Source organism: Lentibacillus kimchii, from assembly GCF_055381965.1.
Genome location: NZ_AP043934.1, coordinates 1002340 through 1026863 on the forward strand (window position 1 = coordinate 1002340; position 24524 = coordinate 1026863).

Here is a 24524-nt window from a genome sequence, read left to right on the forward strand (position 1 = left end):
TTTAAGGGGGAGAAGGTCATGCGTGAAACGTATATTTTATCTTTGGATCAGGGAACAACAAGTTCCCGGGCGATTTTGTTTAATCATGATGGTGAGATTGTTGAGTCAGCGCAGCAAGAGTTTGAACAATTTTTCCAAAAACCTGGCTGGGTTGAGCATGATGCCAATGAAATTTGGACATCGATGCTCGCTTGTATTTCGGAAGTGTTGCGAAAAGCGGATACCGATCCTTCTCAAATTGCCGGTATTGGTATAACCAACCAGCGTGAAACAACCGTCATCTGGGACAAAAATACTGGCAAACCTATATATCGAGCGGTTGTCTGGCAGTCGCGGCAAACAGACGGCATTTGCAGGGAACTCAAGGATCAGGGTTATGAGGATACCATTCATCAGAAAACGGGCCTGTTGATCGACCCTTATTTCTCAGGAACAAAAGTTAAATGGATACTTGATAATGTAGAAGGTGCCCGGGAGAAAGCTGATAATGATGAGCTGTTGTTCGGCACCATGGATACTTGGATTGTGTACAAATTGTCAGGCGGAAAAGCACATATAACGGACTACTCAAATGCTTCCAGAACGCTGATGTTCAACATTTATGATTTGCAATGGGATGATGAATTACTGGCTATATTCGGCGTTCCGAAAAGCATGCTGCCCGAAGTGAAGGAGTCTTCCGAGATTTATACGCAAACAGTTGATTACCATTTCTTTGGTCATGAAATTCCGATTGCCGGCATCGCCGGTGATCAGCAGGCTTCCTTGTTTGGCCAGGCTTGTTTTGAAAAGGGTATGGCCAAAAACACCTATGGAACCGGCAATTTCATGCTGATGAACACGGGTGAAGAAGGCATTCAATCGGATAATGGATTACTGACCACACTGGCTTGGGGCATTGACGGCAAAGTTGAGTATGCGCTGGAGGGCAGTATCTTTGTTTCCGGTTCAGCTATTCAATGGCTTCGTGATGGGCTGAATATTATCGAGAATTCGCCGCAAAGTGAGGCATATGCGACACAGATTGATTCCACAGATGGTGTGTACATGGTGCCGGCATTTGTCGGAATGGGAACACCTTATTGGGACAGTGATGTCCGCGGCGCCTTTTTCGGCATCACGCGCGGAACAACACGCGAGCATATGGTCAGAGCCACTTTGGAGTCGCTTGCCTACCAATCCAAAGATGTGCTCGATGCCATGATTCAGGATTCCGGAATAGACCTCAAAGCGATGCGCGTTGATGGCGGTGCCGTACAGAATGACTTTTTAATGCAATTCCAGAGTGATATGATGGATGTACCGGTTGAACGGCCGGTTGTGCAGGAAACAACTGCTTTAGGAGCTGCTTATCTGGCAGGACTGGCTGTTGGCTACTGGCAGAATAAAAATGAAATTGCAGGACAGTGGAAGAAAGAGCGCACCTTTACCAGAAATATGCCAGAGGAAAAACGCGATAATCTTTATGCTGGATGGAAGAAAGCCGTAAAGGCAGCAAGAACGTTCGAATAAAGAATAATGGTTCAGGAGAGGTCACTATTTAAGAATAAGATTGGCCTCTCTTTTTACTATAAGGAGGGCGAAAAATGAAAAAAATCATAAATGATCCGAATGCCGTTGTGCAAGAGATGGCGGAAGGTTTGGCTGCTGCGTACCCAGATGACCTGGAACAATTGCCCGGGACCACTGTTATTAAACGAAGAACGGCCCCGGAGTCTAATAAAGTTGGTATTGTGAGCGGCGGAGGAAGCGGCCATGAACCAGCTCATGCCGGTTATGTAGGTAAAGGAATGCTGGATGCTGCAGTGGCGGGTGAGGTTTTCACATCCCCGACGCCTGACCAGATATTTGAAGCAATTAAAGCTGTTGATGGTGGTGCAGGCGTATTTATGGTCGTCAAAAATTACACAGGCGATGTGCTGAATTTTGATATGGCAGCTGAACTGGCTGAGGCTGAGAACATTAAAGTGGCCAAAGTGGTTGTAAATGATGATGTTGCTGTTGATGATGTCGCATCGCGCAGAGGTATTGCCGGTACCATACTGGTTCATAAGATGGCTGGGGCAAAAGCTGAGCAAGGCGGTTCACTAGAGGAGGTTAAAGCCGCAGCCGATAAGGCAGCCGAAAACGTCCGGTCGGTGGGAATGGCGCTGACCCCATGTACAGTCCCTGCTGCTGGAACGCCGAGTTTCACTTTAGCTGAAAATGAGATGGAAATCGGTATCGGCATTCACGGTGAACCAGGCATCGAACGAAAAGAAATTGCTCCTGCTGATGATATAGCACAAGAACTGACTGATAAGCTCTTGGCTGATTATGATTTTTCCGGGAGTGATACAGCTGTTATAGTCAATGGTTTAGGATCTACTCCGGAGATGGAACTGTATATTATGAATAATAAAGTACAGGCTATACTAGCGAACAATGAGATTAATGTGTACAAAACACTAGTCGGTGAATACATGACGTCGCTGGAAATGACCGGCTGCTCTTTAACGCTGTTGCAATTGGATGATGAATTGAAACAGCTGCTCGATGAACCAGCCAATACACTGGCGTTTAACGGTTGAAAAGGGGTGATAGCGATGGCTCTAACTGTACAGAATATAGTTGATTGGATCGTAAAAGCAAATGAAAAAATCCAGGCCAATAAAGATTATCTGACAGCTTTGGATCAGGCGATCGGTGACGGTGACCACGGTATCAATATGTCACGCGGTTTTCAGGAAACGGCGGAAAAAATCAGAGGAGAGACGTATACGAGCGGTGCTGATGTACTGCAGGATACAGCTAAAACACTGATGTCAAAAGTAGGCGGTGCATCCGGTCCGTTGTTCGGGACAGCATTCCTGAAATTATCCGCAGCCATAAAAGGAATTGACCCGGTTGATTATGATACATTTACGGGTGCCATTGAGGACGCCGTAAATGGTATTAAACAGCGGGGAAAAGCAGCAGAAGGTGACAAGACACTTGTGGATGTGTGGTCGAAAATGGCAGATCTGTTTAATTGTGAATCAGACTTCAGGGCAGACAGGATAGCAGAAGAGGCAAAAAGTGCTATGGAGCAAACGAAAAGCATGATGGCCACAAAAGGAAGAGCCGCTTATTTTAAGGACGGGTCAATCGGTCATATTGATCCGGGATCTGCATCCTCACTGTATATTTTCGAGGCCTTGTCAGAAGTGATTGAAGGAGGAACTTAATATGGCCTATGTCGGTATCGTCCTTATTTCGCACAGTCCAAAAGTTGTTGATGGGATAAATGATATGATTCGCCAGGTCATGAAAGAAGTTCCGATTGAGCTGGCTGGCGGAACGGATGAAAATGATATTGGAACAAGCATTGACAAGATCCAGACAGCTATTAGCCGCGCCGATCAGGGTCAGGGTGTTTTAGTGTTCTATGATATAGGCAGTGCTAAAATGAATGCAGAAATGGCGATTGAAATGGCAACAGCTGAGAAGGTGAGACTTCTGGACGTTCCCTTGCTGGAGGGTGCTTATGTTGCGGCTGTTGAATGCGGGATGGAAAAAGAAGCTGACGACGCAGCAGAGGCTGTTATGAAAGAATTCAAGTGAATCGTTATACAAAGGGGTCAGAAGTGTGGTAGAATATAGTTAAGTTAATAAGTTTACCGGAGCCAAGGAGAAACCGCGAAAACTGATGAATGGTTCATTCGTCTATTTTGCGGTTTCTTTTTTTAGGGAATATGTCCAACAGGATATGAACTAAACATTTCTTAATATAAGGAGCGATAAAAGTCATGTCAGTATTTTCAAGTCGTAAGCGGGAAACTATCATTCAGGACGTGGAGCAGAAGCAGCTGGATGTGCTTGTTATCGGCGGCGGGATCACTGGTTCAGGTATTGCACTCGATGCCGTTACGCGCGGCATGAATACAGCTGTTGTCGAGATGCAGGATTTTGCTGCCGGGACATCCAGCCGCTCGACAAAATTAGTGCACGGCGGCTTGCGTTATCTACAGCAATTTGAAATAAAAATGGTGGCAGAAGTTGGTCAGGAGCGGGCGATCGTCTATGAAAATGGGCCACACGTGACAACACCTGAGTGGATGATGCTGCCGTTTTACAAAGGCGGGACGTTTGGTCCGTTAACGGCGAATATTGGTCTGCGCGTTTATGACTTTCTGGCAAAAGTCAAAAAGGGCGAACGACGGAAGATGCTGAGCCGATCACAGGCCCTGAAAAAGGAACCGCTTGTCAAACAGAAAGGTCTGAAAGGCGCCGGTTATTACGTCGAGTATAAAACAGATGATGCCCGGTTGACGATCGAAGTGGCGAAGAAAGCCGTTGAAGAAGGTGCTCATGCGATTAATTACGCTAAAGTGGTGGATCTGCTCTATGACGAGGGCCAAGTGGTTGGAGCTCTTATCGAAGACCGCATCACAGGTCAAAAGCACCATGTTTATGCGAAGAAAATTATCAATGCAGCCGGTCCATGGGTCGATAATCTTCGTGAAATGGACGGTTCCAAACAGGGCAAAACGCTGCAGCTGACAAAAGGGGTTCACCTTGTATTTCAAAATGACCGTTTTCCACTGCAGCAGGCGGTTTACTTTGATGCCCCTGATGGCCGGATGGTTTTTGCCATCCCGCGGAATAAGAAAACCTATGTTGGAACAACGGATACCAGTCATAATGGTGATATTGCTCATCCACAGATGACCGAAGCGGACCGGGACTATTTATTGGATGCCATCAATTATATGTTTCCATCGCTTGGCATGACGGTTGCTGATGTTGACTCGAGTTATGCCGGCTTAAGGCCGCTGATTGCTGAGGAAGGCCAGGATGATCCTGATGAAATTTCCCGTAAAGATGAAATATTTATCTCAGATTCCGGGCTGGTATCCATCGCCGGCGGAAAGTTGACAGGTTACCGCAAAATGGCCGAAAATGTGGTCGACACGATTGCTGAACAGTTCAAAGATGACTATGATATTTTATATTCGGAATGCAAAACGGTGCATTTACCTATTTCCGGTGGGGATGTCAATGGTTCAACAGGCTTTCAAGCGTTAAGGGAGCAAAAACTTACTGAAGCAGCTGATTTGGGAATTAAAGACGAAACAGCGCGTTTTCTGATCCAAAAGTATGGCGGGAACATTGATGAAATCTTCAATCTGTATCAGCGTGAATATTCGCGTGCAGCTGAAGAAGGGATTGAGCCGATCGTATTTGCGGAGCTGCTTTATGCGATTGATCAGGAAATGGTCTATAAACCCGTTGATTTTTTCATACGCCGTACGGGTGCCCTGTTTTTTGATATTGACTTTGTCAGAGAGCATAAAGATCCTGTTATTAATTATATGGCCCGTGTTCTGGAATGGAGCGACAATCAAAAACAATCCTATATCGAACAGCTGGATCAACTTCTTTATGAAGCCGTTCATCCAACTAATTAATTAGAGGGGCTGGGACAAAACCTGAATTATCAACGCTAAGGTACATTTTGCGGAGCAGCTAGACGTTGATAAAAGGACATTTGTCCCAGTTTTTTTTCATAGTTCAGAAGCTGCCATCTAAAATTCGTTTAAAATAGGCAACCATATGTTATTTCTCTTTCAATTGTGATACACTTTATTCGGAGAAATTCGACAATAAGGGGGAGCCCAGATTATGGCGTCTTCAAGTGAATCAAACACAGAATATAAGGAGAATATTGTCCCCTTTATTCCGAACGGCAAGTTTTATTTCACAAAAGGTGTCGAAGCCTTCGAGAAACAGAAATTCGACACGGCCATTAAATGGCTGCGGAAGGCTATTGAATTTTCACCTGACACGCCACTATACCAGTGCCAGTTGTCCGTTGTTTATACTGAAACCGGTGCCTATCAAGCAGCCAATCAATTGCTGCACGAGGTCCTGCAGACAACCAATGAGACATATACGGACTGTTATTATTTGCTGGCTAATAATTATGCCCATTTAGGACTGCTGAATGACGCAAAAAAATATGCAAAACACTATCTTAGTGCGTCCCCAGAGGGAGATTTCCGCGATGATGCTGAACATCTGCTGGATTTAGTGAATAGTGATGAAGCAGAGAGTGATGAATGGGAGTTCGAGGAAGAGGAAGAACTGCTTGTATATCAGGAAGCTGTTTTTCAGCATATGGAAAACGAGATGTGGGAAGAAGCACTGCCGCTGCTTGAAGAAATGCTTTCACTGTTTCCGGAACACGAGATGATTGAACATGATTATGCTTACGTTTTGTTCTTTTACGGTCACACAGAAGAGGCGATCAGACTTGAACACGCGTTCTTGCTGGAACACCCTGATTCAATTAACAGTTACACGAACCTGGCGTTATTTTATCACCAGATAGGGCAGATGGCGGAATATAACAACTATATAACACCACTGTTGAATGTATATCCTATTCATGAACAGCAAAAATTACGAATAGCTGTTACCTTTGCAAGGACGGGTGTTTATAAATGGGCCTTCGGGCGCTTTCAAACACTGAACAAGCCGCAAGTGCAGTCTCATCAGGCCTACTATAAATGGTACAGTCTGGCGGCATATCAGATTGGGCAGACATCGAAAGCTGCGTCATTATGGGAAGAGGGCTGTCAAAAACATCCGGCACTTGCAGACAAAACCGCGCCCTGGAATCGTTGAAAAATGGCTTCCCTGTTATGAAAATTGGCTGATAAGCATAAGAATGGACGAAATCATCGCTATCTAATATGATGAAGACGGTAAACGGATAAATGTGAGAGAAAGGGCTGATATGATGTCCGAAGAACGTATGTATGATGTAATAATTGCTGGTGCAGGCCCTGCTGGCATGACCGCGGCGGTCTATGCATCCCGGGCTGATCTTGATACACTGATGCTCGAACGCGGCATTCCAGGTGGCCAAGTAGCTAATACAGAAGATGTTGAGAATTATCCTGGCTACTCCTATATTTCAGGCCCGGATTTATCTAATGAATTGTATGAACATGCTAAAAAGTTCGGTGCTGAGTATGCTTACGGTGATATTAAAAGTGTCGAGGATCATGGCATGTATAAAACGATCTTCGCCGGAAAAAAACAGTACAACACACGCACTCTGATTATTGCTTCTGGTGCCGAGTACAAAAAACTTGGAGTACCAGGGGAAGAAGAATTGGGCGGAAAAGGTGTTTCCTATTGTGCTGTCTGTGATGGTGCGTTCTTTAAAGGGAAGAATCTCGTCGTTGTTGGCGGCGGTGACTCTGCCGTTGAGGAAGGCATGTACTTGACACGTTTTGCTGACAAAGTAACCATTGTTCATCGGCGTGATGAACTGCGTGCGCAGAAAATTCTGCAGGACCGTGCGTTTGACAATGACAAGATTGACTTCATCTGGAATACAGAGGCTAAAACAATTAATGGACCAGATGGCAAGGTCAGTTCAGTTCTTCTGCATGACAATAAGACGGGCGAAGAATATGACTATCCGATAGATGGTGTTTTCATTTATATAGGCTTGCTGCCTATTAATGAGCCGTTTTTATCACTTGGCATTACAGGCGAAGAAGGTTATATTCAAACAAATGAAGAAATGCAGACGGCCATTCCAGGTATATTTGCAGCAGGTGACATCCGTGAGAAATCATTGCGGCAAATCGTGACAGCAACTGGTGATGGAAGCATTGCTGCTGAGGAAGCACAGAAATATATTGAAGATTTAAAAGAAGAGCTGAAAGCGGCACAATCGTAAGCTCTGCATCTGTTTCAAGTGAAAGTCAGATGCGTCATGATATTTTAATGTTACTGTAACCCGCACGAAACATCAATTTGATACAATAACATTATTGACCCCCTTATAATGATAAATGACTTGCAGGTGATATGATGTCACCTGCTTTTTTTAATTCAGTGAGGCGGGTATGTGTCTGCCCGCATTCCAGAAGGTTGTTGGCCGGAGCGGTTTCAGTGTATAATATAGCTAATAGCTTTTTGTATCAGACATTTCGAGAGGCAGCACGTTTCTGTTTGTGAAATCAAAGGGTGCAGGGCTGTTGTTTGTTCATTCCCTGAAGAGGAGAATTGTGTATGGCAAATAATAAACCGCAAACAAAATTAGTTGTGATAACCGGCATGTCTGGAGCGGGGAAAACGGTTGCTGTCCAGAGTTTTGAAGATATGGGTTATTACTGTGTGGATAATCTGCCGCCAGCATTGCTGCCGAAATTTTTGGATCTGATGAAGGACTCGCGTAATAATATTCAAAATGTGGCACTGGTCATGGACTTGCGTTCTCGTGAATTTTTTGATTCGCTGTTTGAGGTGCTGGACAGATTAGGTGAAGAAGAATGGCTGGATGATCGAATTCTTTTCTTGAATGCACAAGATAATGCTTTAGTCAATCGCTATAAAGAGACTCGGCGCAGCCATCCTTTGGCTGCAGAAGGTCTGCCATTGAACGGTATTCAACAGGAACGGAAAATGCTCGATGAATTAAGGGGGAGGGCACAGCGTATCATTGATACCAGTAACCTGACCCCCAGAGAATTAAGAAATCAGATTTTAAAAGCTTATACAGGCGATCAAAAGGATATCTTCTCGGTACAAATGGTCTCATTTGGGTATAAATATGGCATCCCGATTGATGCGGATTTATTGTTCGATGTGCGTTTTTTGCCCAATCCGCATTATGTACCGCAAATCAAGCCGCTGACAGGGCTTCATTCTGATGTTGCTTCCTATGTTTTTAAGTGGTCTGATACCCAGAAATTTGATACAAAAGTACTGGATTTACTGCAGTTCATGCTGCCTCAGTATAAAAAAGAAGGAAAATCACAGCTTGTCATCGGTATCGGTTGTACAGGTGGACGCCATCGTTCTGTAGCCATTGCAGAATACTTTGCTGAACAGCTTTCAGAACAATACATGACGCATGTCAGCCATCGCGATATCGATAAATGAAAGGGTTATTAACATGAAAAGCGAAAAAAATCTGAGCGTCGTTGTTATTGGCGGCGGAACGGGGATGCCGGTCCTTTTGCGTGGACTGAAAGATTTACCCGTCGATCTGACAGCTCTCGTAACAGTTGCTGATGATGGTGGCAGTACAGGCCGTCTGCGTGATGAAATGGGCATGCCGGCTCCTGGTGATATACGAAATGTTATTGCTGCATTATCTGATGCCGAGCCAATGCTCTTAGATTTGTTCCAGCATCGGTTTCAAGCTGGCAAGGATCTGACTGGTCATTCAATGGGCAACTTGCTGCTGGCAGCTATGACGTCAGTGACAGGGAATTTTTTAATGGGCATTCAGGAGATATCACGTGTACTCAATGTTAAGGGGCGAATTCTTCCTATATCAAATGACAACATGTCGCTCCACGCACGCATGACCGATGGATCAGTTGTATCCGGAGAGTCGCAGATACCGCTCGCTCATAAACAAATTGAGCAGGTTTATCTAAGCCCGCAGCCGGTTCATCCATTGCCTGATGCCGTACAGGCCATTAGGGATGCAGATTTGGTTGTCGTATCTCCCGGGAGCCTATACACAAGTATTATGCCGAATTTGATTATACCGCAAATTGATAAAGCGCTTGGTCAGACGAGCGCAAGGGTTGTCTATGTCTGTAATGTTATGACACAGGAGGGCGAGACTGACGGCTATACCGCCGCAGATCATGTGCAGGCCATTCATCGCCACATTGGTGATGATTGCATTGATTCGGTTGTTGTTCATAACGAACCTATTCGACAACAGGTACGTGAGATTTATGCCGAGGAAAATGCGACCCCGGTTATTTATGATATAGACCGACTGCTTGCGATGGGGCTTCAGGTTATCGAAAATGATATCATTGATCCGTCTAAGACTGCCTTACGTCATGATACACATAAAATAGCCAAATTACTTTATTCAATGATCCGTGATGAATGAATAGGGTGATGTGAATGGCTGAGCCGGGAGGTGAGGAGAATGTCATTTGCAGCAGAGATCAAGAAAGAACTGACAGGCATCGAGTTGGATGCTTGCGGCCAATATGCTGAACTGGCTGCTCTAATCCGGATGAATGGTGTTATATCCATGGCCGGAAATGTTCACACATTGGATGTCCAAACAGAAAATGCGGCTATTGCACGGCGCATGTTCACATTGATGAAGTCGTTATATGACATTTCAGCAGAATTGCTTGTACGCAAGAAAATGAAATTGAAAAAAAATCACATTTATATTGTCCGATTGAAGAACAGTGCTCAAAACCTGCTGGCGGATTTAGGGATCGTTAGTGATTCGTATACGTTTCATAAAACAATACCGGATGTCTACTGGGAAAAGGATTGCTCCAAACGCTCCTATTTACGGGGGGCCTTTCTAGCGGGCGGTTCGATTAACAATCCAGAAACATCGTCGTATCATCTGGAAATTTCCAATGTCTACGAGGAGCATAATGATTCGTTGTGTCAGATGCTAAACGACTTTGACTTAAAGGCACGGAAATTGGAACGCAAAAGCGGCTATATAACATATTTGAAAGAAGCCGAAAAAATAACGGATTTTCTTAACATAATTGGGGCCCATAATGCTCTGTTCAAATTTGAAGATGTGCGGATTGTCCGGGACATGCGTAATTCAGTCAATCGTTTGGTTAATTGTGAAACAGCAAATTTAAACAAAACGATTGGGGCTGCTTTTCGTCAGATTGAAAATATTAATTTTATTGCGGACACAGTCGGCTTGGAAGCTCTTCCGGAAAAATTACAGGAAATAGCTCAATTACGGGTCCAGCATCAGGAAATTTCACTGAAAGAACTAGGTGAACTTGTAACAAGTGGTAAAATTTCTAAATCTGGTGTTAACCATCGATTGAAGAAAATTGACGAATTTGCTGAAAGACTCCGGGAAGATGACGCCAAGTCAATGAATAATTGATAGTTCATTATTGTCTAAATATGTGATACACTATGATCACTAAACAGCAAATTAACAATATGGCAGTCATACAGTTAACGTGCTGTCTTTTTTTTATAACGTATTGCAAACGATTTCATTAGGAGGGTGACACAGAGTGGAGAAATCCGTGAAAGTTGAACTTGAAACAGGGCTGCAGTCACGGGCGGCCTCGCAATTTGTTCAGGAAGCAAACCGGTTTACGGCGCATTTGTTTCTTGAAAAAGACAAAAGGCGGGTTAATGCCAAAAGCATCATGGGATTGATGAGCCTGGCGATAACGTCGGGTGAAATGGTTAGGTTGATAGCGGAGGGCGATGACGAAAAGGAAGCTCTTAATGAATTGACAGAATTCGTTTCAGATACGTAGGATGTTTATCCGCAAATCACTTATTCTCAAGATCACAATCATCTGATCATAAAAAAGCTGCACCATAGTCGGTGCAGCTTTTTTCGATCAGATGTCAGCTCTTATTCACGCTCGGTATTTCTTTCGAGAACTTTGTCAATCAGACCGTATTCAACAGATTCCTGGGCAGACTTGAAGTTATCCCGGTCTGTATCACGCTGAATGACTTCCAAAGGCTGACCTGTCCGTTCAGACAGGATTTTGTTCATTTTCTCACGTATTTGAATGATACGGCGTGCATGAATGTCAATATCCGTTGCCTGGCCTTGTGTGCCGCCTAATGGCTGGTGAATCATAACTTCACTGTTAGGCAGTGCAAATCGTTTGCCTTTTTCGCCGGCTGTCAGCAAGAAAGAACCCATGGATGCTGCCATACCTGTGCAAATGGTTGAAACATCTGATTTGATGAACTGCATGGTATCGTAAATGGCCATGCCTGCGGTGATTGAGCCGCCTGGTGAGTTAATGTACAGGGAAATATCCTTGTCCGGGTCTTCTGCCTCCAAAAACAGCAGCTGCGCCACAATAGAGTTGGCAACGTCGTCATTAATCTCGCTTCCAAGCATAATGATACGATCTTTTAACAGGCGCGAATAAATATCATAGGCGCGTTCCCCGCTATTTGTCTGTTCAATAACTGTTGGTATTAAATTCATTTCATTAGCCTCCTTGTTCATTTTCAAAACCCATCCATGCAGTGGATATCTTTATCATAACTAATAGGTCAAAAAAGGTCAAACGAAAAGGTCACACTAAAATTGACATTTTAAAAGTCTATAAAGATAAACTCAGGATAAGTCAAATGCATCTTATTTCATAATACCCTTAAAAGGTACCCAATAAAACCCATTAAGCAAAAATATTATTAAAATGTTTATACAAGAAGGGTGATAATCTTCAGGTTTCTGCAGAATAGAAAAAAGTCAGAGACACTCACAGTATCTCTGACTTAAAGATGGATGCGCCCGGGAGGACTTGAACCTCCGACTCCTGGTACCGGAAACCAATAAGTAGCATTTTAACGTATTTTAGCGGGTGTCAAATCATACAAGCCCCCAAGTGACTTTGGACACTTAAGGTAACAAGCGTTACACTAAAGTTGAAAGGGGATCTTGTTATGGAACGCCAACATTATTCCAATGAATTTAAAGTCCAGGTTATTCAAGAAGCCGAGGAAGTCGGCAATAAAGCAGCTGTGGCCAGACGATACGAGATCACACCTAACATGCTTCACCGTTGGCAAAAACAATACCATGATGGAGGCTTTGCCGGCGTTGATGCTGACGCAGCCAGTAATCAGGAAGTTGGTGAATTAACCAAAGAAAACGATCATCTCAAACAGCTGCTTGGTGATAAGGATCTTGAAATTGCGATCCTGCGGGATCTTGTAAAAAAGAAAAACCCTCACTTGCTGAAAAAATTGAAGTAGCCCAGCAATGGATTGGGCGTGGCTATCCCGTCGCGAAGGTATTACGAATTGCCGGTGTGGCCCGTTCCAGTTACTATTATCAAACACGCTATGCCGTGAAAGAAAAACAAGTAAGTGAGGGACGTCCGGCGCCAGGCTATTCTTATAATGACCATCATGTACGTATTTCTGATGAGCAAATCCAGGAGTGGCTGATGGAGCTGATCAGCGGATCAGGCTACAACTATGGCTATCATAAACTCACAGCGGCCTTGCGGCGGGAATACGGATTGGTGGTTAATAAAAAGAAAATCTATCGGCTGTGTCAGGAACTGGGCATTTTACGCCGCCAGCATCGTAAACAAATCCATTATCCCAGGCGAATTGCTAGAAATCGCATCATCACAGGATCCAATCAGCTTTGGGAAACGGATATCAAATATGGTTATGTCGATGGTGAAGACCGTTTCTTTTTTATCCTTGAGTTTCTTGATGTCTATGATCGTTCGATTATTGCCTATCATATGGGGCGGAGCTGTCGAGCGACAGACGCCGTAAGAACCTTGAAAAACGCGCTTTGGCAAAGGGATCTGTTGGAAGCAGATACGCAGCCCATTATTCGCAGTGACAACGGCCCACAATATGTCGCAAAGGCATTTGAGGCAGCTTGCGAAACCCTGGGCTGTGAACATGAACGGATTCCGCCCAAAACGCCCAATAAAAATGCTCATATTGAATCCTTTCACCGCGTCCTGGAGGACGATTGCCTCTCGCGAGAGCTCTTTGAGAGCTATAAAACGGCGTATGAAAGGGTTTCTGAGTTCTTTTATAATTATAATAACGTCCGTCTTCATGGGAGCCTCGGTTATCGTCCTCCGGCTGAATTTTTTCGTAAGCATATGCAGGCAGGCGTAACGACGAAAACGGTGACCCTATAACATTTTTTCTTGATTTTTCGTCCTGTGTTAACAGCAGCCGGAACGAGCATGAGATCAAGGGCGATCGGTAGATCGGGCGTCAGCCTTTACCCTTGATCCCAGGCGCAGTGAAGGTTACATTGTCAGCGGACGAAAAACAGATGAATTCAAAGCAAATATGAGTAAACAAGAGAATTTCGCCTTACATGTCTAAAATATAGGGGCTAATCCGAAATTGTTTTGAATAAAGACCTTTGGTTCTAATAAATTTCCATTGATTTCAGTTAGTGTTAGATGTTTCGTTAGAAATTCTGTTAGACGTTGGACGGTTATTTTCGTACATCGAAGAAACATTTTCATCATTGCTTTTCGGCTGTTGATAAAGCGATTTTTGAATGCTTTCTGCAGCGACATCTTGGATGCCTGGTATAATATGCGAATAAGTATCTAAGGTCGTTTGAATGGACAGATGGCCCAGTCGTTCCTGTACTACTTTTGGATGGACACCAGACTGTAATAGAAGAGTGGCGTGGGTGTGTCTTAACCCATGAAAGCTAATTTTTGCTACACCACTTTTCTTGATTGTGCGATTGAACACGGTCCGCAGATAAGTTGGCAGCATATACCCGCCATCTGAAACAGCGCAAACCAGGTCTTTATCATCGTAATCAGATCCAGCTTGCAACTTCTGTTTCTCTTGTTTACGCTTGTGACTTTTTAGAATATCAATTGTGTCATCGTCCAGCTTAATGGTGCGGTAGCTCGTCGATGTCTTTAATTGGGACGATAAATACCATTTGCTGTTTTCATGTTTTTTCAATTGATGTGTAACCGACAATGTTTTATTTCCAAAATCGACTTTCGACCATGTTAGGCCAAGCACTTCCCCGCGACGCATGCCGGTTGCCAGAGCAAGGATAATTGGCAATGCATGATTTTTACTATTCAAATGGGCCATAAATGTCTGGACTTCTGCTTGTATCCAATACTCTTTTTCCTGCCTGTCTAATTTAGGGGGTTCAATATCTTCCATAATGTTTTCATCAATGCCATATTTCTTTCCTTTTGCAATTGAGCTGGAAAGGATCCGGTAAATATGATGTTTACTGCGTTGTGATAATTCTTTTTCGGAAACTTCGTCCATAAATGATTCGATATGGTGACTTTTTAATTTGTTTATCTTCAAGTGGCCCAACTGGAATGATGTGCTTGCGCATATAATAAGACTCATAATGTTCATACGTGCCCTCAGATACCGCATTCTTTTTCTTTTGGAGCCATTGTTCAAAGTATTCCAGCATGGTCATATTCGCTGGATCTGTGTATCCCTGTTCCAATTTGTTGATGATTTTCGGTAAGTCCTTTTCTGCATCTTTCTTTCGTTCATATCCGGAGAACCACTTTTGCTTGCGCTTATTTTTGTGATCCTGTCCCAGATCAATAACAACATAATATTTTTGGCCTTTTTTAGCAATGTGTCCTCTCATATGTATTCCTCCCTTTGCTGATACATATCCAATCTCTGTCGTGCAAATTGGTATTCTACACAAAACAGATTAACAACATCATGGACTGTTAATGGCTGTACGTTATCCAGCATAAATGTTGGAACACAGAAGTGATAAGCAAAATGGTCCGCCTGGTACTCCTGCAGATCCCGGAAAAGATAGCACATAACATACTGGTTACCGGCATGTCTTAAATAATGACCCAACTCATGGCCAAATAACTGCCACTCACGCTGTTTTGTTGTTTCCCTGATGACTATGTCATTATCGATTATAAAATTGACACAGCCATAGTGTATGTTAATTCCCAAACTATTTGCGATACGTTTAATGCTCATCTGCTGCGGTGTGGTTATCCGCATATCTCTGTATAAGGTCGTGATGAAGTCTTCAAGATGCGTAATGGTATCATCTCCATTTAGAACTAGTGTTCGATTTAGGTTTAAAAAAACGGTGTACTTATGTACACCGTATTTTTAAAAGTTTTGTTAATTAAGTCATTTTAATTGTTTAGTAAACTGCAAGAAAATCTTGGTCTAAAGTTTTAAGTTGTTTATTATAACTTTTGATTTTTTTCAATTTCTTGGGAAACTTCGTTATATTTATCTTCACTTAAAACTTTATCACCAATATCAATAATATTATACTCTTCTTCGTGCTGAAGATATTTAAAATTTTCATTTACAAGTGAAAAAAACACTTGATTATTGCTTGTAAAAAGACTTTTTTCTATAGCACTAAACATTTGGGTTAATGATTGAGTTGTTGCTTCATCTTTTATAAAAGAATCCATACATAGCGGTAAATTATATATGCCATATTTTTCAATTAAGGAAAAATAGGTTAGATAATAAGCTAAAAACTTTTTATTTTTGTCAATACCACTCCCATTGAATTTTTTGAAGGAAAGAAATTCAAGTTCATTCAGGTTGGTATTAGACAAAATAATTTCCATTTGGTTGATTTTTGATTTATAGGAAGAGGATAATTCTTTTCTTAATGACTTTTTATCTTTATTTAATTCCTCAACTCTCTTTTTGAGTGTTTTAATTTCATTATCTAAATTTGATTTATGTAATAATTCGCTATTAACACGGTCATTCATTTCATTAAGTGCAATTGATTTTGCCTTTGAATCAATATACTCGTCTATAGTTAATAACTCTTTGGATCTTTTTATATAAGAATTAATCTTTTCAATATCTTTATCTAATCTAGTTTTATCCAGCTCTAGTTCTTCTATATCTTTTTCATACTTTGATATATTACTTAATACTTCATCACGTAAATACTGCATTTCAAAGAGAGCGTAAAATAGTTTGTGTAAATCGCAATGACTCAATAATGGTCATAGAAAAAGGAAGACCCTTTCCTGTAGAATAGAGTTAGCCAAAACACACCCACAGGAGGTCTTCCCTATGAGCCATCTTACTACAGATTTGCTTGAATCACTAGCCCAAAAACAGGATATTGAAGAAGTTTTTCGCCATCACTTGGAAACAGCGATCAATCAGCTTTTAAAACACGAATTAACAGCTTTTCTGGACTATGAGCCTTATGAGCAGGCTGGCGTTAACTCTGGTAATTCCCGTAACGGATTTTATGGCCGTACGTTTAAGACAGAATACGGCAACCTTGAGCTGCATATTCCCAGAGATCGCAACGGTGCCTTTCAGCAACAAACCCTGGCACCCTATAAACGTTCCAACGACACACTGGAACAGTTTATCATCCACCTGTACGAAAAGGGCATCACAACGGATGAAATCGCCGATTTGATCGAAAAAATGTATGGTCAGCACTATTCCAAACAAACTGTATCCAACCTGACACAGCTTGTGTCAGAAGATGTTAAGGCTTTTCATGAGCGAACGCTGGAACAGCGTTATGTCTGCATTTATCTGGATGCCACGCAAATTCCAATCCGGCGTCAAAGCGTTGAAAAGGAATCGGTCTATATCGCCATTGGCATTGCGGAAGATGGCGGCAAAGAAGTGCTCGACTTCACCATCGCCCCAACGGAATCCGCCGAGGTGTGGGAGGAGCTCGTTCAGCGCTTATATGATCGCGGTGTTGAACACGTCCTTCTTTTCATTTCGGACGGCTTGAACGGCATGACGGATGCGCTGCATCGTGTCTATCCCAAGGCTAAACATCAGGTGTGCTGCGTTCATGTTTCCCGCAACATCGCTAACAAAGTACGTGTGAAAGATCGTGCCGTCATTCTGGATGATTTCAGGGCTGTCTATGAGGCTGAAAGCCGCCAGGATGCTTTAAATGCCCTGGAACAATTTCAAAACAAATGGCATAAGACGTATCCACGTGCTGTCGATGCCGTGATGAAACAGGATCGCTTATTAACGTTTTATGATTTTCCGGCATCCATCCGATCCAGCATCTATACAACAAACCTCATCGAAGGATTTAACAAGGAAATCAAACGCTACGTCAAACGCAAAGAACAATTTCCAAATGAAGATGCCCTGGAACGTTTCCTGGTGACCCAGTTTTTAGATTATAACCATAAGTTCGGTATGCGGTGCCACAGAGGCTTCAAAAAAGCAAAGCCTGAATTACTGCAGATGTTTGAATCGCTGGAGGAACAAGTTTAAACGACTAAAACACTGGCTAACTAAATTCAAAAGGGATAGGGTCATTTACACAAAATTATTGACGCCCCCATTTCAAATTTATTATTTGATAAATTTAATCTTGTTAAAGACTGTTCTTGAGTTAAATATGAATTACAATAAGTGCATATTGATTGTATCGAATCATATCTTTTTTTGTTCATTTGGAGTAATTTTTCTATTTCAGATAAGTCTTGTTTTTGTTGATCCAAAAGTTCTTGTTTATTTATTAAATTCATTTTGTATTTAGTTGCTTTTTCATTATGATCATTCAAAATCTTCAAATATGAATTTATTTCTTGTTCTAGAGCATTTTTGTCGATTGATGGAACAGATGAAACCTCAGTTTGATAGTCTTCAATAACAAGATTCAGACTATTTATTTTTGTTTGGGTATCGTTTTTTTCTTTTTGATAACTTTTTATGAGGTTGTTTAAATCTTGTATTTCGATATCAGAAATATTAAATAAATATTTAAAAATTTCTGAAGGCATAGAAGAGTATTGCTTTACAGTGTCAGTTACATTTTTGTATAGAGCACCATTCCATGAATCATCTTGGTCAATATAAAAAGGTAAAATAATCGCTGAAGAATACGCTTCATATAATTCGTTTGTCCTTACGTTAGGTAATTGCATATTTATATTTAGTTTGTCTTGAAGCCAGTTTGAATATTCCTTTACATTTAAGGGGGTATCGTCGTTATCTATTTTAAAAATATTATTTTTACGAGTTATAACATACTCCTCATCGTTGATTACACATTTTAACTGAAAAACCATATTTCTTGAGTCCCAATTGCTGGGAAAATGTTTAATATCGAATCCTAAGTTAAAATAAAGTGATTTTAAGACACTAGATTTCCCCAGACTATTATTTTCACTGGATATTAAATTGATACCTTCTGAAAATTTATAGTGATTAGCTTCCTCGTTTTTATAATCCAGTATGGAAAATGACTCAATCCACATATATTTATTCTCCTAAATCCTTAAAGCAATCTATAGCTATAGCCCATAATTGGTGTTCATTAATATCAGAAATTTTGCTTTTTATTGTATTTATAATTAAGTCAAGAGCACCTTGATCCGTAAGATTAATAACAGAGTCTAAAGTTATTTCTTCTTTAATATTACTTTTTAAATCTTGGAATAGCAACGGAATTTTATTTTTTTCCATTCTAATTTTTTGCTTTTTAAGGAAGTTAAAATCCAAAGATTCAAGTATACTATTAAAATTATCCATGTTTTCAACAGTGATTAAAAACTCTTTAAGACTTTCACCACTTATTTTTTTCTTATTATAATCCTCTTCATTAGTTATCGTTATCTCACTTTTTTGATCTACTAACGTTGATAATTCTCCAAGAATTAATTGAGCTCGTTCATTACTAGTAATTAAATCTTCATTAACCATTTCTCCCTTTAAATATGTTGTCGCATCAGTTGAATTGTTAATAAAAGGGGTAATAAAAATATATAGATTGTTTAGACGAGTAGTTTGATCAGGGGTAAGATTTAATTTATTGATAAAAACTTTCTTTTGTTGATCAGAAAGGCTATATACCGGAGTTACAATGTGATCACCGTATTCTTCAATTAATTGATTATTTAAAGATTCAGTGTAATTACATATAAATATTTTTCTAATATCTGAGTTTGAACCTGGCTCCATATTCTTTTCTAAAATTGAATCCCCTGAATTTTTACTATTACTTGATTTCATAAGTTTTTTCGGAGAAATTTTATTGGTACCTTTTACTTGTATATAAAAATCATTATTTTCGCATTTTACATCAAAATCTTCATCAGCTTCAGGAATAATAGCAAAATCTTGTTTTTGAAAGTTTTTAATCATAACTAAGATGATAGATGCTTTTTGATAATTAAAGCCCCGAATTGCGTTAGCTCCTCCATCATCCATTGTAGGCATAGTCAATAATCCTCCATTATATAAATAACATATTCATTTATCCTTCTGACTCATCTTAAACTTAATGAACTCGTACACTTCCTGCAGCTGGTCCGCATCCATATTAGCCATATCGTGAAACATCAGGTCAGCGTTAGGGAAGTCCTTGGCTATTTTGTTGATGATGGCCGTTTTTTCATCTTCTTCAGGATCTACGGCTGTTTCCTGGCTGTTGTGACCTAGAAGATAATCGGTTGTTACGTCATAGTAATTGGCGATTGAAGCTATTAATTTTGGATCAGGCTTAGACTTTCCGCTTTCATATCTGGACAATTGATAAGCAGTAATTCCTAGTGTTTCAGCAACTTTGTTTTGTTTTAAATCTTTCTTTTCTCTAAGCCATTTCATGCGTTTACCTAATGTGTTATTTTCCATGGTCACAACCTCCAACCTATTTACCTCCTTTTTAATATACCATTATTGCAGATTTAGCAAAAATTTTATTGCATTAAATGCATTAAATTATTTACATTGCATTTAATGCAATTTATACTGGGGTCAAATCTTGCAAAAAACGCAAGATAAAAGAGGTGAAAAAATGAAAAAAGTAAACCTTGAGAGAATTAGATCTCTCAGAAATGAACACAATCTTTCCCAGCGAGAAATGGCTCAAATATTGAGCTTGAATAGTCTTTATCCTTATCATCGTAAAGAAGTAGGTTCGCAAAATTTTACAGCTGATGAATTGCATACTATTGCGGAATACTTTGAAGTACCAGTTGAATATTTTTTTAATGGATATGTTGCAAAAAAATGCAAGTAAAAGATGTGACACCGAATTCGCTAAGGAGGTTATTTAATGAACGAAAATCCATATGTGACCCGCCGCGGCAACGACGGATCACAAAAGAAAAGCACAATCAGAACGATCACGTATGATGATCTGAGCCGAATGGCTTACAACATTTTGCAAACTTTGGCTGATCATAATATGCGCCTTGAAGAAATGGATATGGTCTTTGACCATGCAAAGAAACTAGCAGGATGCCAAACAATTCGCGAACCTCATATTCGCAAATTCAAAAATCCTGAATCTAACGTTCAAGTAGGCGCATTCCTTCAAAGGTCAGACGAGGATCGGGCACAGGCGCTCACGGCAATGCACAGCCTGGTGAGGTAGACACAATTGATACACCTATTGTCGGCGTTGATGGCGTGACAAATAAAGAGCCTATTTCGGGCGGACGGATAGCTGAAACAGACGATGAACTAAAAAATCGCTACGAATTGTCACTCTCCGCAAGTGGTTCTCCAACCATGAACGGCATCCGTTCCGAAGTATTAGGTGTCGAGGGCGTACTTACCGCTACAGTTATCGAAAACCTATCACTTGATAAACAAAACGGACGGCCAGGGCGAAGTTTTGAAACGTATGTGTTAGGTGGTGATGATGAAGATGTCGCGAGAGCTATTTTTAAACGACGCGCAGCGGGTGTACAAGCCTATGGTGAAACGATGGTGGATATAGAAGACGACGCAGGAAACATTGTCCCAGTAGGTCTAACGCGTGCCAAAAAAGTAAATATACATGTTGAAATGGTGCTCAAAACAAATAATGAGTTCCCGGACGACGGCAAAAAAAGGATTATAACAGAAATTGTGAGACATATAGGCGGTACGGATTATGATGGCAACGAGTATGTGGGTCTGCAAACAGGTGAAGATGTTTACTTCATGCCGCTTGTCAATATTATATTCCAGAGCGTTCCGGGTATTGAAAATGTACCGAGGCTAAAAATTGGTAAAGACATTAACAACACGGAAGAAATGAATACCATAGAAATAAGCCCAACAGAGGTTGCTATAACAGATTATGAAAAGGTCGATATATCATGAGTTTAAAAGATAAAACTATTCATCGGCTCACAGATGCTTACAAAAAGGCTCAGGACTCCAATATTGCTAAAATTATTGGCATTATGATCAAGCCGTTTGAAGAATTACGGGAAACATTTGAGCAAATCGAATCATGGCGTTCCATTGATAATGCCGAGGGTGAAGTTCTAAATGACATAGGACGCGATATTGACCAATATCGCGGCGGAGCTAATGATGATATTTATCGCATTATGCTGAAATCAAAAGTAGCACGTGATTTCTCCACGGCTGATACGAATACGATTATTGATGTTCTGGCTATGTCGCTAGATGTACCAAAACAAGAGGTTAATATAACTGACAAATGGATGGATGAATACAACCCAGAACCTGCTGCTATCAAAGTTATTGAGATTCCGATTGAACGATTAAATGAGGTAGGGATGTCCAGTGGTCAGTTTGTGCAAATTGTGCAGCGTACAGTAGCTGCAGGCGTACTTGTTAAACAAATTGAATTACAAGGAACATTTGAATATGGTGGAACAGAGTTAGTCCAGGACAAAGATAAAGGTTTTTCCGATCTAGATATGACAACAGGCGGCTACTACGGTGCCGTTTATAAGCCCGAAAATGAAGAAAAATTACCTGTTTAAAGGGGTGACATGATGGCTAAATTCGAAAAGCGGTTGCCGGAGTGGAATGCGCCGGGAACCGAACCACCAGAAAGCAAACGTAATCAAGGTTGGCAAGAAGGAGATAAGCCACCCGCTCAATGGCACAATCGGTTTCAACATACCACGTACGAAGCACTAAAAGAATTGCGCGAATACCTTGAACAATTAAAGCTGAGTTGGCCTGAAATTCAAGAAAAACCTTCTGTTTTCCCACCAGAACATCATGCTTCCAGTCATTCCAGCGGTGGCGATGATGAAATTAAGCCAAGTGATATCGATGCGGAAACGCCTAGCGGTGCACAATCTAAAGCTGGCCCGGCTGAATCAAATGCGAATCAATATACGGACCAGCAAATAAAAGAAATACCTGACATGACTTGGGAGAACTTACCGGGGAAACCCAGCGAATATACGCCTGAGTCACATGCGAGCACACACGCGAGTGATGGATCTGATCCTGTGTCTCCGTCTGATATAGGAGCGGAACCATCCTTTAATAAAAACGATGCATTCAACAAGGATTTTGGAACCGAAAAAGGAACGGTCGCGGAGGGTAGTCACGCGGGTGATAAGGATAATCCTCACGGCACAAACGCTGAACAAATTGGTTTAGGTAAGGTCAAAAACCAGGAGCAATTAGGTAAAAATGAACAAGCTAGTGATAGCAGTAAACTGGACGGTAAAAACATTTCTGAAGTTCGCGGCGGTGTGTCTAAAGATGATGTTGGTCTGCCGAAAGTAGAAAACATTGAACAGGCAAGCAAGCAGGATTTTGATGCGCATAAGGCGGACGATATGCAACATAATAGGTTTGAGATTGATGGCATTAAATATCAAGGTGGATGGAAAGTCAATAGTAATAAAGATGGGCTGACATTTGTTTATGAATCCCTTAACTGATAATCTTGTCAAAAAGGGATGTGATAAAATTGGGTATGTCTCATGAGTTGGCAGAAGGTTTTGCGACGAAATTAAATTCGATTGAAGATCCAATCGCAGCAGTCGTTACTATTCATCTTTATACAGAGTATTGGGTTGATTTGATTATTAAGAATAAAACTAAGACATCTTCAAAAATATTGAGGTGGAATTATTTAAATAAGTTGGAGCTAATATTTAACATGGATTTGATTCCAGAAAAGTTATATCAAAATCTTGTTAAGCTCAATAAGTTAAGAAACAAATGTGCTCATAATTTGAATTATCGTTTTAATGATTTAAATTACAGGGATTATAATCTGGACTATGTACGAGATGAGATTAAGGAGTTAAATTCAGAGGATACTTTGCTTAACATTAATATCATTGGATTAGCAACATTTGCTTGGATTAACGATTTAGCAAGAAAAGAATTAAATCTTGAAGAAGAACCTATATAGAACATAATCAGTCAGCCATTTAGGCTGGCTTTTGTTTATGAGGAGGTATAATAATGGCAAAAAAAGAAATCGAGTTTCCAACAAAAAAAACACAAGAACAAATCAAAGATAATACTGATGATATTTCACGATTAAAGAGTGATATTTGAACTATAAAGAGCAACGTTGATTATATATATGGCAAATTCCCTCTTAATATAGACACTAAAGGTATTAAGAGCGTTCAAAGAGGTACTATATCTTTTAGTAAAAAAGGATCAGTAATTGAGAATATATCAAACATTAACACTTCTAAGTCTTTTTTAATTTTAAGCCACGAATCAGACAGTACGTCATCAGGTGAATATAGAGAAGCATCTGGATATATCAAAGATAGCATTTCTATAAAATTATCAAGACCTAAGAATACATCTTCCACAATGACTTTTCATTGGCAAGTAATCGAGTTTGAATAAAGGAGTGATAAAATGTTTTTAGCTGTTTTAAGTGACGAAAATGTTTGCGAAGGCGTAAAACAAACAAAAGATTTTATTGATGACGGTTATCATGTCGAAATTGATGAAATGGATGATGACTTAATCGGACGAAAATACAAAGATGGGAGGTGGTCAGATGAAAAGGTAGAGGATGATACAGAAGAAGATGATGAACCGTCACTAGAGGACAAGGTCAATTTATTATATTATAAATCGAAAGGGATGCTATAAAATGATTAATGATTTTTTGAGAATGGTTAAATTTAACATGATCGAGGTTGAGGATATTAAGAATGAAGATGTTAAAAAGCAAATTCAATATGAGCTAGACAAGGAAAACAATGCATAAGAACGGATATACGCAGTAAATCAAAACGCCCACGAAGGCGTATTTTTTATGGTTAAAAATTCCTTCTTGTCGT

Annotated in this window: 29 protein-coding genes and 1 tRNA gene; 21 read left to right on the forward strand and 9 right to left on the reverse strand. The window is 40.7% G+C overall.

Features of this window, described 5'->3' with window-relative positions; translation table 11 throughout:
* Positions 1–18: 18 nt before the first annotated feature.
* The 11 genes from glpK to ACZ444_RS05485 all read left to right on the forward strand — a co-directional run bounded on the left by glpK (position 19) and on the right by ACZ444_RS05485 (position 11282).
* Positions 19–1512: a glycerol kinase GlpK gene (gene glpK / locus ACZ444_RS05435; protein ID WP_382360159.1), complete on the forward strand. Its 1494-nt coding sequence runs from the start codon at positions 19–21 to the stop codon at positions 1510–1512.
* A gap of 74 nt (positions 1513–1586) precedes the next feature.
* A complete protein-coding gene (dhaK, locus tag ACZ444_RS05440) occupies positions 1587–2570 on the forward strand; it encodes a dihydroxyacetone kinase subunit DhaK (RefSeq protein WP_382360162.1) in 984 nt (327 codons plus the stop codon).
* 15 nt (positions 2571–2585) lie between these two features.
* Entirely contained in the window at positions 2586–3206 is a 621-nt protein-coding gene (gene dhaL, locus ACZ444_RS05445; RefSeq protein WP_382360165.1) for a dihydroxyacetone kinase subunit DhaL, read from the forward strand.
* A gap of 1 nt (position 3207) precedes the next feature.
* Positions 3208–3582, forward strand: coding sequence for a dihydroxyacetone kinase phosphoryl donor subunit DhaM (gene dhaM, locus ACZ444_RS05450; RefSeq protein WP_382360168.1), 375 nt, complete (start codon positions 3208–3210; stop codon positions 3580–3582).
* 185 nt (positions 3583–3767) lie between these two features.
* Positions 3768–5429: a glycerol-3-phosphate dehydrogenase/oxidase gene (locus ACZ444_RS05455; protein ID WP_382360171.1), complete on the forward strand. Its 1662-nt coding sequence runs from the start codon at positions 3768–3770 to the stop codon at positions 5427–5429.
* 214 nt (positions 5430–5643) lie between these two features.
* Positions 5644–6648 (forward strand): tetratricopeptide repeat protein, encoded by a 1005-nt coding sequence (locus tag ACZ444_RS05460; RefSeq protein ID WP_382360174.1) that lies wholly within the window; start codon positions 5644–5646, stop codon positions 6646–6648.
* Between the two features lie 115 nt (positions 6649–6763).
* A complete protein-coding gene (trxB, locus tag ACZ444_RS05465) occupies positions 6764–7717 on the forward strand; it encodes a thioredoxin-disulfide reductase (RefSeq protein WP_464433643.1) in 954 nt (317 codons plus the stop codon).
* A gap of 335 nt (positions 7718–8052) precedes the next feature.
* Entirely contained in the window at positions 8053–8925 is an 873-nt protein-coding gene (rapZ, locus tag ACZ444_RS05470; RefSeq protein WP_382360180.1) for an RNase adapter RapZ, read from the forward strand.
* Positions 8926–8938: 13 nt separating this feature from the next.
* A complete protein-coding gene (locus tag ACZ444_RS05475) occupies positions 8939–9901 on the forward strand; it encodes a gluconeogenesis factor YvcK family protein (RefSeq protein WP_382360183.1) in 963 nt (320 codons plus the stop codon).
* A 39-nt stretch (positions 9902–9940) separates the two neighbouring features.
* The gene (gene whiA, locus ACZ444_RS05480) at positions 9941–10894 is read left to right on the forward strand and encodes a DNA-binding protein WhiA (protein ID WP_382360186.1); all 954 of its coding nucleotides are present in this window, start codon (positions 9941–9943) and stop codon (positions 10892–10894) included.
* Between the two features lie 136 nt (positions 10895–11030).
* Positions 11031–11282, forward strand: coding sequence for an HPr family phosphocarrier protein (locus ACZ444_RS05485; RefSeq protein ID WP_382360189.1), 252 nt, complete (start codon positions 11031–11033; stop codon positions 11280–11282).
* Positions 11283–11383: 101 nt separating this feature from the next.
* On the opposite strand, the gene clpP is transcribed toward ACZ444_RS05485, so the two are convergent.
* Both clpP and ACZ444_RS05495 read right to left on the reverse strand, forming a co-directional pair.
* Positions 11384–11977, reverse strand: a complete 594-nt coding sequence (gene clpP, locus ACZ444_RS05490) for an ATP-dependent Clp endopeptidase proteolytic subunit ClpP (RefSeq protein ID WP_464433647.1) — start codon at positions 11975–11977, stop codon at positions 11384–11386.
* Between the two features lie 304 nt (positions 11978–12281).
* Positions 12282–12376, reverse strand: a tRNA-Leu gene (locus tag ACZ444_RS05495).
* 62 nt (positions 12377–12438) lie between these two features.
* Between ACZ444_RS05495 and ACZ444_RS05500 the strand changes: the two genes are divergently transcribed.
* Together ACZ444_RS05500 and ACZ444_RS05505 are read left to right on the forward strand one after the other, a co-directional pair.
* Positions 12439–12750: a transposase gene (locus ACZ444_RS05500; RefSeq protein WP_382360195.1), complete on the forward strand. Its 312-nt coding sequence runs from the start codon at positions 12439–12441 to the stop codon at positions 12748–12750.
* Positions 12751–12761: 11 nt separating this feature from the next.
* Positions 12762–13667: an IS3 family transposase gene (locus ACZ444_RS05505; RefSeq protein ID WP_464433816.1), complete on the forward strand. Its 906-nt coding sequence runs from the start codon at positions 12762–12764 to the stop codon at positions 13665–13667.
* A gap of 259 nt (positions 13668–13926) precedes the next feature.
* On the opposite strand, the gene ACZ444_RS05510 is transcribed toward ACZ444_RS05505, so the two are convergent.
* The 4 genes from ACZ444_RS05510 to ACZ444_RS05525 form a co-directional block, all read right to left on the reverse strand.
* Positions 13927–14790, reverse strand: a complete 864-nt coding sequence (locus tag ACZ444_RS05510; RefSeq protein ID WP_382359434.1) for a site-specific integrase — start codon at positions 14788–14790, stop codon at positions 13927–13929.
* Positions 14750–15133, reverse strand: coding sequence for an Arm DNA-binding domain-containing protein (locus ACZ444_RS05515; RefSeq protein ID WP_382359431.1), 384 nt, complete (start codon positions 15131–15133; stop codon positions 14750–14752). Before ACZ444_RS05515 ends, ACZ444_RS05510 begins: the two co-directional genes overlap by 41 nt.
* Entirely contained in the window at positions 15130–15516 is a 387-nt protein-coding gene (locus ACZ444_RS05520) for an ImmA/IrrE family metallo-endopeptidase (protein ID WP_382359428.1), read from the reverse strand. Before ACZ444_RS05520 ends, ACZ444_RS05515 begins: the two co-directional genes overlap by 4 nt.
* A 194-nt stretch (positions 15517–15710) precedes the next feature.
* Complete coding sequence (locus ACZ444_RS05525; protein WP_382359427.1) at positions 15711–16451, reverse strand: hypothetical protein; 741 nt, start codon at positions 16449–16451, stop codon at positions 15711–15713.
* Positions 16452–16572: 121 nt separating this feature from the next.
* Here ACZ444_RS05525 and ACZ444_RS05530 point away from each other — a divergent pair, with 121 nt between their 5' ends.
* Complete coding sequence (locus tag ACZ444_RS05530) at positions 16573–17766, forward strand: IS256 family transposase (RefSeq protein WP_464433219.1); 1194 nt, start codon at positions 16573–16575, stop codon at positions 17764–17766.
* A 41-nt stretch (positions 17767–17807) separates the two neighbouring features.
* Here the strand turns inward: ACZ444_RS05530 and ACZ444_RS05535 are convergent, their stop codons facing one another.
* From ACZ444_RS05535 to ACZ444_RS05545, 3 genes are read right to left on the reverse strand one after another with little or no spacing between them, the layout of a single operon-like run.
* The gene (locus ACZ444_RS05535) at positions 17808–18755 is read right to left on the reverse strand and encodes a hypothetical protein (RefSeq protein WP_382358846.1); all 948 of its coding nucleotides are present in this window, start codon (positions 18753–18755) and stop codon (positions 17808–17810) included.
* A 4-nt stretch (positions 18756–18759) separates the two neighbouring features.
* On the reverse strand, positions 18760–19716 hold the full coding sequence (locus tag ACZ444_RS05540; RefSeq protein WP_382358845.1) for a dsDNA nuclease domain-containing protein: 957 nt from the start codon (positions 19714–19716) through the stop codon (positions 18760–18762).
* Positions 19717–19749: 33 nt separating this feature from the next.
* Entirely contained in the window at positions 19750–20130 is a 381-nt protein-coding gene (locus ACZ444_RS05545) for a helix-turn-helix domain-containing protein (protein WP_382358844.1), read from the reverse strand.
* Positions 20131–20260: 130 nt separating this feature from the next.
* On the opposite strand from ACZ444_RS05545, the gene ACZ444_RS05550 reads away from it, so the two are divergent.
* From ACZ444_RS05550 to ACZ444_RS05580, 7 genes are all read left to right on the forward strand, one after another.
* Complete coding sequence (locus ACZ444_RS05550; protein WP_382358843.1) at positions 20261–20518, forward strand: helix-turn-helix transcriptional regulator; 258 nt, start codon at positions 20261–20263, stop codon at positions 20516–20518.
* A 36-nt stretch (positions 20519–20554) separates the two neighbouring features.
* Positions 20555–20875: a hypothetical protein gene (locus ACZ444_RS05555; RefSeq protein WP_382358842.1), complete on the forward strand. Its 321-nt coding sequence runs from the start codon at positions 20555–20557 to the stop codon at positions 20873–20875.
* 35 nt (positions 20876–20910) lie between these two features.
* The gene (locus ACZ444_RS05560; protein ID WP_464433656.1) at positions 20911–21591 is read left to right on the forward strand and encodes a hypothetical protein; all 681 of its coding nucleotides are present in this window, start codon (positions 20911–20913) and stop codon (positions 21589–21591) included.
* Positions 21588–22226 (forward strand): hypothetical protein, encoded by a 639-nt coding sequence (locus ACZ444_RS05565; RefSeq protein ID WP_382358841.1) that lies wholly within the window; start codon positions 21588–21590, stop codon positions 22224–22226. Before ACZ444_RS05560 ends, ACZ444_RS05565 begins: the two co-directional genes overlap by 4 nt.
* 12 nt (positions 22227–22238) lie before the next feature.
* Positions 22239–23147 carry a hypothetical protein gene (locus tag ACZ444_RS05570; protein WP_382358840.1) on the forward strand — a complete coding sequence of 303 codons (909 nt, stop codon included), beginning with the start codon at positions 22239–22241 and terminating at the stop codon, positions 23145–23147.
* A gap of 29 nt (positions 23148–23176) precedes the next feature.
* A complete protein-coding gene (locus tag ACZ444_RS05575; RefSeq protein ID WP_382358839.1) occupies positions 23177–23626 on the forward strand; it encodes a hypothetical protein in 450 nt (149 codons plus the stop codon).
* Between the two features lie 467 nt (positions 23627–24093).
* A complete protein-coding gene (locus tag ACZ444_RS05580) occupies positions 24094–24333 on the forward strand; it encodes a hypothetical protein (RefSeq protein ID WP_382358837.1) in 240 nt (79 codons plus the stop codon).
* Positions 24334–24524: the final 191 nt, after the last annotated feature.